At 37.7% G+C, this 13407-nt stretch carries 13 protein-coding genes and 1 other annotated feature; of the genes, 6 read left to right on the top strand and 7 right to left on the bottom strand.

Going from position 1 to position 13407, the window contains the following annotated elements:
* Positions 1 to 429: 429 nt before the first annotated feature.
* A complete protein-coding gene (locus R4Z10_RS04605) occupies positions 430 to 1695 on the top strand; it encodes an NAD(P)/FAD-dependent oxidoreductase (protein WP_338473160.1) in 1266 nt (421 codons plus the stop codon).
* Positions 1696 to 1720: 25 nt separating this feature from the next.
* On the opposite strand, the gene R4Z10_RS04600 is transcribed toward R4Z10_RS04605, so the two are convergent.
* Positions 1721 to 1906 (bottom strand): sporulation protein Cse60, encoded by a 186-nt coding sequence (locus R4Z10_RS04600; RefSeq protein WP_338472032.1) that lies wholly within the window; start codon positions 1904 to 1906, stop codon positions 1721 to 1723.
* Between the two features lie 250 nt (positions 1907 to 2156).
* On the opposite strand from R4Z10_RS04600, the gene R4Z10_RS04595 reads away from it, so the two are divergent.
* The 5 genes from R4Z10_RS04595 (at position 2157) to R4Z10_RS04575 (ending at position 6783) form a co-directional block, all read left to right on the top strand.
* The gene (locus R4Z10_RS04595; protein ID WP_338472031.1) at positions 2157 to 3344 is read left to right on the top strand and encodes an ABC transporter substrate-binding protein; all 1188 of its coding nucleotides are present in this window, start codon (positions 2157 to 2159) and stop codon (positions 3342 to 3344) included.
* Between the two features lie 110 nt (positions 3345 to 3454).
* On the top strand, positions 3455 to 4333 hold the full coding sequence (locus R4Z10_RS04590; RefSeq protein ID WP_338472030.1) for a branched-chain amino acid ABC transporter permease: 879 nt from the start codon (positions 3455 to 3457) through the stop codon (positions 4331 to 4333).
* Positions 4334 to 4345: 12 nt separating this feature from the next.
* On the top strand, positions 4346 to 5320 hold the full coding sequence (locus tag R4Z10_RS04585) for a branched-chain amino acid ABC transporter permease (RefSeq protein ID WP_338472029.1): 975 nt from the start codon (positions 4346 to 4348) through the stop codon (positions 5318 to 5320).
* Complete coding sequence (locus R4Z10_RS04580) at positions 5295 to 6074, top strand: ABC transporter ATP-binding protein (protein ID WP_338472028.1); 780 nt, start codon at positions 5295 to 5297, stop codon at positions 6072 to 6074. The genes R4Z10_RS04585 and R4Z10_RS04580 overlap by 26 nt, the downstream gene beginning before the upstream one ends.
* 1 nt (position 6075) lies before the next feature.
* On the top strand, positions 6076 to 6783 hold the full coding sequence (locus R4Z10_RS04575; RefSeq protein ID WP_338472027.1) for an ABC transporter ATP-binding protein: 708 nt from the start codon (positions 6076 to 6078) through the stop codon (positions 6781 to 6783).
* 424 nt (positions 6784 to 7207) lie between these two features.
* Here R4Z10_RS04575 and R4Z10_RS04570 read toward each other — a convergent pair whose 3' ends face one another.
* From R4Z10_RS04570 to R4Z10_RS04545, 6 genes are all read right to left on the bottom strand, one after another.
* On the bottom strand, positions 7208 to 7513 hold the full coding sequence (locus R4Z10_RS04570; protein ID WP_338472026.1) for a rhodanese-like domain-containing protein: 306 nt from the start codon (positions 7511 to 7513) through the stop codon (positions 7208 to 7210).
* A 282-nt stretch (positions 7514 to 7795) separates the two neighbouring features.
* Entirely contained in the window at positions 7796 to 10216 is a 2421-nt protein-coding gene (gene leuS / locus R4Z10_RS04565) for a leucine--tRNA ligase (RefSeq protein ID WP_338472025.1), read from the bottom strand.
* Between the two features lie 106 nt (positions 10217 to 10322).
* Positions 10323 to 10545, bottom strand: a binding site (T-box leader).
* Between the two features lie 234 nt (positions 10546 to 10779).
* Positions 10780 to 12312, bottom strand: coding sequence for a sodium/solute symporter (locus R4Z10_RS04560; protein WP_338472024.1), 1533 nt, complete (start codon positions 12310 to 12312; stop codon positions 10780 to 10782).
* Positions 12309 to 12665 (bottom strand): DUF485 domain-containing protein, encoded by a 357-nt coding sequence (locus tag R4Z10_RS04555; RefSeq protein ID WP_338472023.1) that lies wholly within the window; start codon positions 12663 to 12665, stop codon positions 12309 to 12311. The genes R4Z10_RS04560 and R4Z10_RS04555 overlap by 4 nt, the downstream gene beginning before the upstream one ends.
* A 144-nt stretch (positions 12666 to 12809) precedes the next feature.
* Positions 12810 to 12974 (bottom strand): glycogen biosynthesis protein GlgD, encoded by a 165-nt coding sequence (locus tag R4Z10_RS04550; protein ID WP_338472022.1) that lies wholly within the window; start codon positions 12972 to 12974, stop codon positions 12810 to 12812.
* A gap of 12 nt (positions 12975 to 12986) precedes the next feature.
* Positions 12987 to 13250: a YtzC family protein gene (locus R4Z10_RS04545; protein WP_338472021.1), complete on the bottom strand. Its 264-nt coding sequence runs from the start codon at positions 13248 to 13250 to the stop codon at positions 12987 to 12989.
* Positions 13251 to 13407 lie beyond the last annotated feature (157 nt).

Genomic DNA, 13407 nt, shown 5'->3' with positions numbered 1-13407 from the left:
CATTCCTTCTCCTTCTCAACGTAGGAATTGTAACTAGAAATTAATTAAATTCACCTGCCGAAATTTTAGCATCCTTCAAAGCGCCACATCCCTATTTTTAGATTAATTAGGACGCCCTGTCCGCCTTTAAGTTTGCTCAAAAGTAAAAAATCCGCGGCATCCATCGGAGTCTTAACTCATTCATCATGGTTTGAACCCCCACTTTTAGAAGTAGAGTACCTCTTTACCTGTCGCAAGCTTTCTGTGCAGAGCTTTTGCTGAATGAAGTTAAATTATATCCTATTTCTAGTTTATATAGTAATTAATTATTACGTTTTATTAACAATGCACTTGAAAATACACTATTTGTAGTTTACTCTTCTTTCAAGAAGAATTCTACTTATTAGTAGAAAATATGATTCGGAACTTATCGATAGAAAGGATTAACATATAATGTACGATGTGATTGTAATTGGTGGTGGACCCTCAGGTTTAATGGCCGCTTTATCAGCCGGAGAGTCTGGGGCCAAAGTGTTATTAATTGATAAAGGAGATAAGTTAGGTCGTAAGCTTGCCATTTCAGGCGGCGGTCGCTGCAATGTCACGAACCGAATGCCTGTTGACGACTTGATTAAACATATTCCTGGAAATGGACGGTTTTTATACGGTGCTTTCTCCTTATTTAATAATGAAGATATTATTTTATTTTTCAAAAAGCTTGGGATCGAGTTAAAAGAAGAAGACCATGGAAGAATGTTTCCTATCAATGATAAAGCCCAAACTGTTGTCAATGCTCTACTTCATAAATTGGAAGTGCTCAAAATAGCGGTAAGGAAAAATAGCCCCGTTCGCACGATTCACTATCATGATAATCATAATAAAACAGTTCAACTAATGAGTGGTGAATCTTTTGAAACAAAGGCGGTAATTATCGCAGCAGGCGGAAAATCAGTTCCACAAACGGGGTCTACTGGGGATGGTTATGCATGGGCAAAAAAAGCCGGTCATACGATCACAGACCTTTTTCCGACCGAAGTTCCCGTCATTTCTCATGAGAAGTTTATTAAAACAAAAACCTTACAAGGTCTCTCATTGAGAGATATTGCGCTTAGCGTATTAAATGCAAAAGGAAAATCAATCATTACTCACCGTATGGATATGATTTTCACTCATTTTGGCATCAGTGGTCCTGCTGTCCTTCGATGCAGTCAATTTATTGTAAAAGAATTGAGGAAATCTGTTAATAGGGAAGTCGTTGTAAACCTTGATATTTTTCCAGATAAAAAGGAAGAACCTCTATTTCAAGAATTAATTCATTTGTTACAGGCAGACCCGAAGAAAAGCCTTAAAAATGTATTTAAAAATCTTATGCCTGAACGCTATTTACTCTTTTTGCTGGAGCAAAATGGGATTGACCCTGCCACACAAGCAAACAATCTATCAAAAGACAAACTGCGGTTGTTTGCCGAAAGTTGTAAGAAATTCCGTTTTAATGTTCATGATACCCTTCCCATTGAAAAAGCGTTCATTACTGGTGGAGGGGTTTCCGTTAAGGAAGTCGATCCGAAAACCATGTCATCCAAGTTGATGGAGGGTCTTTACTTTTGTGGTGAAATTCTCGATATCCATGGATATACAGGCGGATTTAATATTACTGCGGCTTTTGTTACAGGTAGATTGGCAGGATTAAATGCTGCGGAGTTTAGTCATAAATAAGCAACCAAGCTTCTCCCTTGGTTGCTTATTTACGATAAATGACCATGGCTGAGAAACAATAGATTTGTTCATCGTCATCCTCTTCTGGCATTGCAGCGACATTATACTTAATATCAACCAACTGATGCTCCTCTAAATCCTCTAGAAAATAATTTATTTCTACTTCTAAATCTTTTTCATGTTCGGTATCGAACAGTTTTACTTTAATCATTATTTATCTCCCCACTTCGAGAGTATTTTTATCATTATTTCCATTATTATCTATTTTATTCTTTAGAATATTCAATTTAATGTCATTAACAGACTTTTGTCTAATCAATTGTAAACAGTTAATGATACCCTATTTTTTGTAAAACAATAGACGTAATAGATTTAATGATGTAGAATATTCTAAAATATATTATTTATTCTGACTTTTCTATCTAATTAGTAGAAAAGTCACTAAAACAAGGGGGATGACAATGAAAAAAGGAAGATTACAAGCCACATTTATGTCACTTGTCCTATCGGCTGGTGTATTAGCCGCATGTTCTGGTGGAGCGGAACAAACCTCTACTACCGAAAAAAAGAGTGACGGCGGTTACACAATTAAAATCGGTGCCAACCTGGAATTATCAGGAAACGTCGCCTCTTATGGGACAGGAATTTTAAATGGATTAGAACTGGCAATCGAAGAAATTAACAAAGAAGGCATTGATGGGAAGAAAATTGAGTTAATCAAACATGATAATAAGTCTGAAGCAGCTGAGGCAACAAGTGGTGCTTTAAAATTAATTAATCAAGATGGAGTATCTGCGATTGTTGGGGCTGCTACAACAACAAATACATTAGCACAAGTTCAACTTGCTCAAGATAATAAAGTACCTGTAATCACACCATCTGGTACAAATCCAGATATTACTTTTAAAGATGGAAAGTTAAATGATTTTCTGTTTAGAACATGTTTTATCGATCCATTCCAAGGTGAAATTGCAGCTAACTTTGCAGCAGACAACTTAGGGGTAAAGTCGGCTGCTATTTTAATTGATAATAACAGTGATTATGCTAAAGGGCTTGCAGCAGCTTTTAAGAAAGCCTTTGAAGCAAAAGGCGGAAAAGTTATCGTTCAAGAAGCTTACGCAGCAAAGGATACTGAATTTCGTACCCAATTAACAAGTATTAAAGGTAAAAGTCCTGAGTTTGTATATATTCCTGGTTATTACGAAGAAGCTGGATTAATTATAAAGCAAGCAAAAGAATTAGGATTAGACGTACCATTTATGGGCGGGGACGGTTGGGACTCTCCAACTCTAGTTGATATTGCAGGTGCTGATGCACTTAATAACGCTTATATTACGAACCACTACTCTTCTGGGGATACAGATGAAAAAATACAAAGCTTTGTAAATGCCTTTGAAGCGAAACATGGCAAAAAGCCTGATGCTTTTAATGCACTTGGATATGATACTGGATATTTACTAGCTGATGCGATTAAGCGTGCTGGATCTGGTGACTCTGAAGCGATTCAGAAAGCATTAGCAGAAACAACAGATTTATCTCTCGTAACAGGTAATTTCACATATGACGAAAAGCATAATCCTGTAAAAACAGCCACGATCTTAACTTATGAAAATGGCGAACAAGTCTTTGAAACAAAGGTAAATCCATAATCGTGTTGGGCTAACATCATAATGTTAGCCGATAGGACAATATTGAAAAAGGGGGCTAAGCCCCCTTTTTCTAAATGGATTTAGATGACTTAAATTAGGGGTGGGCATATATGGAAATTTTACAGCAAGTTGTAAACGGAATTTCACTTGGAAGTATATATGCACTTATTGCACTTGGATACACGATGGTATACGGGATTGTTAAGTTAATTAATTTTGCCCATGGCGATGTGTTTATGATCGGCTCATTTGTAGGTTTCTTCTCTATTACTGTTCTTGAAATTGGATTATTCCCAGCTCTCATTCTATCTATGGTTATATGTGCTATTTTTGGAGTCCTTATTGAGAGAATTGCCTATAAACCATTACGTAATGCAACGAGAATTGCAGCTTTGATTACCGCTATTGGTGTTTCTTTATTTATTGAGAATGGTTTTATTTATTTACGCGGGGCACAACCAGTAGCTTATCCCGGAGATGTTCTTCCTGTTAAAAATATTGAATTATTTGGCATCTCTATTAGCAGTCAATCTCTTTCCATTTTAGGAATTTCAGTTGCCCTGATGATCTTGCTACAATTCATTGTTTATAAAACAAAGATTGGAAAAGCGATGCGGGCCGTTTCACTCGATTATGATGCAGCTAGATTAATGGGAATCAATGTTAATAATACAATTTCAGCAACCTTTGCAATTGGCTCTGCTTTAGCAGGAGCAGCTGGAGTTATTTTCGGTCTCTATTATATTAAAATCGACCCGTTAATGGGGATTATTCCAGGTTTAAAAGCGTTTATCGCCGCAGTTTTAGGTGGCATCGGCATCATTCCGGGTGCCATGGTCGGAGGACTGTTACTAGGTGTGATCGAATCTCTTGTAAGTGCTGCAGGGTTTTCCTTATGGCGTGATGGTGTAGCCTTTATTGTTTTAATCCTTATTTTAATTTTCCGACCATCAGGCCTGTTTGGCAAAAATGCAAAGGAAAAAGTGTAAGGGGTGAACACCATGTCTTTTATTAAACTGACGAAGGGATTTTGGCTATCCATTCTATTAGCTGTTGCTGTGTTTTTCATTATTCAATACCTAATTCTCGGAGGACAAATTAATCCCTTCTACCAAAATATGATCTTTACAATATCTATTCATATTATTCTAGCAGTTAGTCTACATCTGATTATCGGTATTACCGGACAATTTTCAATTGGACATGCAGGATTTTTAGCGGTCGGCGCTTATGCATCAGCCGTCATTACAATGAAGCTCGGTCTTCCCTTTCCACTTGCCATTCTAACGGGTGGTATAGCGGCAGCCTTATCAGGGATTGTCATTGGAATTCCGACCCTTCGTTTAAAAGGCGATTATTTGGCCATTGCAACACTAGGATTCGGTGAAATTGTCAGGATTATATTACTGAATATTGATTATGTTGGCGGTGCGAGCGGAATGCAAGTTTCCCACTTAACCACTTGGCCATGGGTCTTCTTTGCAACTCTTATTACGATTATCGTGATTCGAAATTTTACGAGTTCCACCCACGGAAGGGCTTGTATTTCAGTTAGAGAAGATGAAATTGCTGCAGATGCCATGGGAATAAACACGACCTACTACAAAGTGAGTGCTTTTATTATCGGCGCCTTCTTTGCAGGTGTTGCTGGTTCTCTCTATGCACATAACTTCTATATTATCCAACCATCAAATTTCGGTTTCTTAAAATCATTTGACATTTTAATTTATGTTGTCCTTGGTGGTTTAGGTAGTCTTTCAGGGTCGGTCATTGCTGCCATTCTGTTAACTATTGTTTCGACTTTCCTACAAGATTACCCTGAAACACGGATGGTCATTTATAGTCTTGTGCTCGTTATCATGATGTTATATCGTCCACAAGGATTGATGGGCACAAAAGAACTAACATCTTTTTTTAAGAATCGTCCAGTAGAGGAAGGAGGACCTCATAATGGAAACAAACACACCTCTGCTTAAAGTGGACCATGCTGGGATTGTATTCGGCGGTTTAAAAGCTGTTTCAGGTGTTCATTTAGAAATTCATAAAGGGGAATTAGTTGGATTAATTGGACCAAATGGGGCCGGAAAAACGACTTTTTTTAATCTATTGACAGGTGTTTACGTCCCAACCGAGGGAAGTATTTTGCTAAATGGTCAAAAGTTAAATGGGCTTCACCCTTTTCAAATCACCCAAAAAGGAATTAGCCGAACCTTCCAAAACATTCGATTATTTAAGGAACTATCTGTCCTTGATAATGTAAAAGTTGCCTACCATTCATTAGCAAAACACTCGATGATATCTTCCATCCTACGTCTGCCTAAGCATTTCTCCGGAGAAAAAGAAATGGAAGAGAAGGCCATTGAATTCTTAAAGATTTTTGACTTAGATCCGTACAAACACGAAAAGGCTAAAAATCTCCCATATGGACAGCAACGCAGACTTGAAATCGCAAGGGCCCTTGCCGCAAATCCAGAATTATTACTGCTCGATGAACCTGCCGCCGGTATGAACCCCCACGAGACAAGGGACTTAATGAAATTGATTGCCTTTATTCGTGAGAAATTTAATTTAACCGTGATTCTCATTGAGCATGATATGCAATTGGTTATGGGGGTATGTGAACGGATTTATGTGTTGGATCATGGACAATTAATTGCGCAAGGATCTCCTGATGAGATTAGAAATAATCCAAAAGTCATTGAGGCTTACCTGGGTGAGGAGGTGTCATAATATGCTAAAAGTAGATGGAATTGATGTCTATTATGGAAATATCCATGCTTTAAAGGAAGTTTCTTTAGACGTAAAACAAGGAGAAATTGTTACATTAATCGGAGCCAATGGCGCTGGGAAAACAACCTTACTTAAAACGATTTCTGGTTTATTAAATCCTAAAAAAGGTAGTATCACATTTGACGGGGTTTCAATTGATGGAAAACAAACACAATGGATTGTAAAAAAAGGAATCTCTCAAGTTCCTGAGGGGAGACGAGTTTTTGCAGCGATGAGTGTGGAGGAAAACCTTGAGTTAGGGGCGTATCTTCGCAGGGATAAGCAAGAAATAAAAAAGGATTTCGAAAAAGTATATGAACTATTTCCTCGGCTGCTTGAAAGGAGAAAGCAAGCATCTGGTACACTTTCAGGCGGCGAGCAACAAATGTTAGCGATGGGACGAGCCTTAATGGCAAGACCTCGTTTATTGCTTTTAGATGAACCTTCAATGGGACTTGCACCGCTTTTAGTTAAAACGATTTTTCATATTATCCAAGAAATTAATTCAACTGGCACCACCATTATGCTTGTTGAACAAAATGCCAATATGGCTCTATCGATTGCTCATCGTGCCTATGTTATCGAAACCGGAAGAGTCGTGCTTCATGGAGCTGCAGAAGAGCTTCGAGCAAGTGAACAAGTGAAGATGGCCTATCTTGGAGGGCATTGAGGTGAAAGGCAATTTTCCGAGTCGAACCACGGAGTTGTTTCTATGCCCTTAGAGATAACAGCAATTTTCTACTTAAGGCATGGATTTTGCTGCTATCACCGTGCTGATAACAGCATTTTTTTACTTCTGGCAATGATGTTGCCGCTATCGACTTGCTGATAACTGCAATTTTACGCTTCAAGTGTTAGTTTTGCGTCTATCGCCTGCCTGATAACTGCTATTTTTTTACTTTAGGCGATGATTTTGCTGCTATCGTCTTGCTGATAACTGCAATTTTTACTTAAGGCTACGATTTTGACGCTATCGACCCATTGATAACAGCAATTTCTACTTCAAACAATGATTTTCCGCTAACCACTTATAAATAACAAAAAAACACAAGAAAAGGGCAGTGACTTCATCACTAGCCCTTTTCATTTAGAAACTATTCTACTTTTCCTTTCCATTCTAACATGCCACCAACCATGTTTCTCACTTTATAGCCTTGTTCCTGCAAGTAATGACATACTTGAGAACTGCGATTTCCTGAACGGCAGATGTAGATATATTCAGTTTCGCGGTCAAGCTCATTTAATCGGGCCGGAATTTCCATCATTTTAATATGTTTCGCTCCCGGAATTATTCCTTGTGCCACTTCTTCGTCTTCACGTACGTCAATTAAATGAAGCTTTTCTCCAGCCTCTACCTTTTTTTGCAATTCATCTGTTGTGATAATCGGAAAATCTCCCATTACTCCATTTCCCCTTTATTATAGAATCAAATTTGCCTCAACGGATTTGCGACCAGATCATACCTTCGCTCGCACAAAGATCCTTTCTTTTGAAACCAAATAGCAACCGCCGGAGGCTTTCACTTCATTTAGCTAAAGGCTCCCCCATCAGCTTGTATTTATCTCACCCCTAATAAAAGGGGAGAATATGTACCTGTCGGAAGCTTTCGATACAAAAAAGCATTTTTTAAAAAGAGAGCTGTATCACCCCTTAGATGAAAAGATACAGCCCATTCACTTTTGTTAGTTCGCTACAATATTAACAAGCTTACCTGGAACAGCAATCACTTTGCGAATTGTTTTTCCATCAATTTGTGCCTTCACTTTATCGTCATCCATCGCTAGTTGTTCTAATACATCCTTATTGGTATTTACTGGAACAACTAACTTATGTTTTACCTTGCCATTAATTTGAATGACAATTTCAATTTCATTATCTTTTAATTTTGCTTCATCATAAGCTGGCCATGCTTCATAAGAAATTGTACTACTGTGACCAAGCTTTTCCCATAGCTCTTCAGCAATATGTGGCGTAATTGGAGAGATAAGCTTAACGAAGCCTTCTACATAGCTAATTGGCAATACCTTCGCTTTATAGGCTTCATTAATAAACACCATTAACTGCGAAATAGCCGTATTAAAACGTAAACCTTCATAATCCTCTGTTACCTTTTTAACGGTTTGATGATAAACTTTTTCAAGCCCGCTTTCTTGTTCAACATTTTCTTTTATAATCGGATTCACATTTCCGTTGTCGTTAATAAATAGACGCCAGATTCTGTCTAAGAAACGTCTTGAACCATCGACCCCATTTGCAGACCATGCAATCGATCCTTCTAGTGGTCCCATAAACATTTCATATAAACGTAATGTATCTGCACCATGGCTATCCACAATTACATCAGGGTTTACTACATTCCCTTTTGATTTACTCATTTTCTCGTTATTCTCTCCAAGAATCATTCCTTGGTTGAAAAGCTTTTGGAATGGTTCTTTTGTTGGAACCGCACCAATGTCATAAAGGAATTTATGCCAGAAACGAGCATACAATAAGTGAAGGACAGCATGTTCCGCTCCACCAATATAAATATCAACCGGTAACCACTCTTTTAATTTCTCAGGATCAGCAAACGCTTGATCATTGTGCGGATCAATGAAACGTAAGTAATACCAGCAGCTACCTGCCCATTGTGGCATTGTATTCGTTTCTCTGCGGCCTTTTTTACCTGTTACAGGATCTACAACATTTACCCAATTATCGATATTGGCAAGTGGAGACTCCCCTGTTCCTGAAGGCTTTATTTCATCCGTAACTGGTAGCATTAAAGGCAATTCCTCTTCTGGAACAGCAGTCATTGTACCATCTTCCCAATGAATAAGAGGAATCGGTTCACCCCAATAACGTTGACGGCTGAATAACCAATCACGAAGACGGTAGGTTACCTTTTTCGTACCAATGCCTTTTTCCTCTAGCCATTTGATCATGTTACTGATCGCTTCTTCTTTGTTTAGTCCATTTAAAAAGTCGGAATTCACATGGGGACCATCACCTGTGTATGCCTCTTTTGAAACATCTCCACCAGCAACAACTTCAATAATGTTAAGATTAAATTTTGTTGCAAACTCATAGTCTCTCTCATCATGTGCAGGTACAGCCATAATCGCACCCGTGCCATAGGTTGCTAAAACATAATCAGCAATCCAAATTGGGATTTTCACATTGTTAACAGGGTTAATAGCATAAGCACCTGTAAATACACCGGTCTTATCCTTCGCAAGGTCCGTTCTTTCTAGATCACTTTTCGTTTTAATTTCTTCTAAATATTTCTCTACCGTTTGTTTTTGATCAGATGTTGTAATCTTTTCGACTAATTTATGCTCCGGAGCAAGCACCGCATAGGTGGCACCAAATAACGTATCAGGGCGAGTCGTGAAAACGGTAAACGCTTCATCATGACCATCTATTTTAAAGTCAACCTCTGCACCTTCAGATCGACCAATCCAATTGCGTTGCATATCTTTAATGCTTTCCGGCCAATCTAAATCTTCTAGATCTTCTAATAAACGATCAGCATAAGCCGTAATTTTTAAATTCCATTGTTTCATAGGACGTCTTTCAACAGGATGTCCACCGCGTTCACTTTTCCCGTCGATTACTTCCTCATTAGCGAGTACCGTACCTAGAGCAGGACACCAGTTAACTGGTACCTCATCAATATAGGCTAAACCTTTTTCATACAGCTTGAGGAAAATCCATTGTGTCCATTTATAGTATTTCGGATCTGTTGTATTAATTTCGCGATCCCAATCATATGAAAAACCTAATGCCTTAATTTGACGGCGGAAATTATTAATATTATGTGTTGTAAATTCAGCCGGATCATTTCCTGTATCTAATGCATATTGTTCAGCAGGAAGACCAAATGCATCCCAACCCATCGGATGTAGAACATTGTATCCTTGCATTCTTTTCATTCTGGAAAGAATATCGGTTGCTGTATAGCCTTCTGGGTGGCCGACATGGAGACCTGCTCCAGATGGATATGGAAACATATCTAGTGCATAAAATTTACGTTTACCTTTATCCTCATTTGTTTTAAATGTTTTATTGTCTTCCCAATATTTCTGCCATTTTTTCTCGATCTCATGATGATTGAAGCTCATCTTGTGTTCCTCCTACTAATCAATGTTAAAAACTCTAAAATAAAAGACGTTTTCTTTACAATACCTTATTGTTAAAGCTGCTAAATATAAAAAACCCCTCATCCCAAATTGGGACGAGAGGATTATGTATCTCCCGCGGTACCACCCACAATTAGTGATCAAGTCACTCGCTCAAAATCCCTTAACGCAGGTTTACGTCAGATATTACTATTTGTTTCATATCTGCAACTCAAAGGCGAGTTCGCGATGGTCCAGACTGACTTGCACCAACCGTCAGCTCTCTAATACAGGTTTTCGACACCACTACTATTCCTTATCTTAGCCATTCAAACTATTCAATTTATAATGCTATTGTATATAATTTCTCACTAAGATGCAAGATTAGAAATTATCCTCTACAATATATGTCGTGAAACATAATTTGTTAGTATGTATATTTTAAAATTACATCTATAAGTATTAACAAAGTTAGGGAAATCCATACTGATGAATGATACAAAAATAAACGAACGATTTTTTATAGGTAAAAGCCAACATTTCAATATCGAAATGTTGGCTATTTCTTAACGATTATGGATTCCTGTGTTTGCTTTAACAATAACTTCAGCATATTTCTTTTCATCGCATTTATTGGAAACTACAGTTCCTATAAATGCTCCGATAAAGCCAGCTGGAATAGATATAATTGCTGGGTTGGTCAAAGTAAAAATCGGATCTCCAACAAGAATTGCAACGCCAGGTTCTGGGTTCAATACATTTGGGCTAATAGCCACAAGTACCAAGGCACTTATTAATCCCGTCAACATCCCAGTAATAGCACCTGTCGTATTAAATTTTTTCCAATATATCGTATAAATTATGACTGGTAAGTTTGCACTTGCAGCAACGCAGAAAGCCAACGAAACTAGAAAAGCAACATTCATTTTTTGAGCAAAAAGAGCGAGAATAATGGACAGTACGGAAACACTAATTGATGCATATCTAGCCGCCAGCATTTGTTGCTTTTCGGTAACTTTACCTTTTTTAATAATTTGTCCATAAATATCATGTGCAAAAGCGGAAGCTCCTGACAAAACGAGGCCTGCGACTACAGCCAATATTGTCGCAAATGCTACCGCAGATACGAATGACATAAGAAAGTCACCGCCAAGCGCTTTAGCTAATAAGGGTGCAGCCATATTCCCTGCAGCATTTGCACTAATAATATCCTGTGAACCAACAAAAGCAGCTGCCCCGAATCCTAAAAATATCGTTAAAATATAGAATATCCCAACCACCCATGTTGCCGTAACGACAGAGCTGCGAGCAGTCTTTGCATCTTTTACTGTAAAAAAGCGCATTAATATATGCGGCAGCCCTGCCGTTCCTAATACAAGTGCAGCCATCATAGAAATCGTATCAAGACCATTCGTATATTTGACACCTGGGTTCAAGTAATTTTCTCCATGTGGCGTTAATGTTTTCATTTCACTAAACATCGTAAAGATATTGAAGTTGAATTTAGCTAATACTAAAAATGAAATGACTACGGTCCCTACCATTAATAATACAGCTTTGATGATTTGCACCCAACTAGTGGCTGTCATACCGCCAAATAAAACGTAGATGGTCATCATTACCCCAACAATTAAAACCGCAATCCAGTAATCAATTCCTAATAAAAGTTGAATCAAGGCACCCGCACCAACCAATTGGGCTATCATGTAAAATATGACGATTGTTATTGTACTTAAGGCAGCAACACCCCGTACCTTTTTTTGATCAAATCTGGCATTAATCATATCAGCTATTGTGTATTTCCCTAAATTTCTTAATGGCTCTGCCACAATATAAAGGACGACTAAATAGGCAACCAAATAACCAATAGAAAAGAAAAATCCATCAAAGCCATTCAATGCAATTGCACCTGCAATCCCTAAAAAGGATGCAGCTGACAAATAGTCACCAGCGATAGCAAGTCCATTTTGCCATCCTGTTAAACCACCACCAGCTGTATAAAATTCACTTGCTGTTTTTGTTCGTTTTGCGGCCCAGTAGGTAATGATAAGGGTCATCCCAACAATCGCAACAAATAAAACGAGTGCAATCTTGCTCATACGCTCTGATCTCCTTGGGCCTCATACTTTTCAATGATTTGTTCCGCCGATTGGTCATACTGTACAGCTTTTTTTACATAAAGAATACATAGAATCCATGTCATGATAAACAATCCTAAAGAATATATCCAAGTCCAAGAAACAGAACCTATAGCAGACTTGTTTAAAATCGTCGTGTACGAAGTCGAAATCGGTAATAAAAAATATAAAGCCAAAAATAAAACAGTTGATGGAATTAAAAAATTTCTCTTTGACTTCATCAACCTTCCAAACTCTGGGCTACTTGCGATTTTTTCAAAATCATAATTCTCTTGATTATTTTTCAATACATCCCTTTGATCTAAGTTTTCCATGCAATTCCTCCCCTTGTTTAAATTTTCTGAATTATATCTATATTTTAATAATTATCATTTAAAATAGCAACCATTTTTTCTAATGTATTCTTAATACTTTTTTAGAAGTAAAAAGAGCTGACCCCTAAGGATCAGCTCATCTCACTATTCTGTATGTTGTTTTGATTTGATCGGCTGGCCACCGCTCTGTTCATATTTCTTTTTAGCTTGCTTAATTAAATCAAAATCTGCCCCTAATTCTAAATCGTTATTATTTACCCCATTACGAGTCTTTTGTTCGGGATTTTGTTGTTTTGAACGTTTTTTCATTTCGCCATCCTCCTAATGCTGAAGAAGAATCATTTTATTTTGAGCTTGTTGAATTTGCAAACGTAAACGATGCAGTTCTTCTCTTTGCTGTCCGTTCGCACTATGGGCCATGATCGCAATATCATTATAGGCTTTTTCTAATTGTTGCAATGATTGTATATAATTATCATCATTGTATTGTTGTTGTAAGCTGCTTTCTTGATATTGGTCGTTCGCAAATCTAAGCACATCTTCACATTGCTGCTTCAGTTCATTCATTGAATCTCGAGTTGCCATCCAAACCCCTCCTGTGATTCATTCTCAGTAAAGCTCACAAGACAAAGCTTCACTCTCTTATTTTGCTCAGATCCGATTTTTTCTTACACTAAGAAGGACTGCTTATTTTTGACAATATAAGAAGGGAAATTGGATAACGGAACTAAATATGATAAAA

The sequence above is a fragment of the Niallia sp. XMNu-256 genome, assembly GCF_036670015.1.
Lineage (GTDB): Bacteria > Bacillota > Bacilli > Bacillales > Cytobacillaceae > Bacillus_BD.
This window is presented reverse-complemented; position numbering and strand designations above follow the sequence as displayed.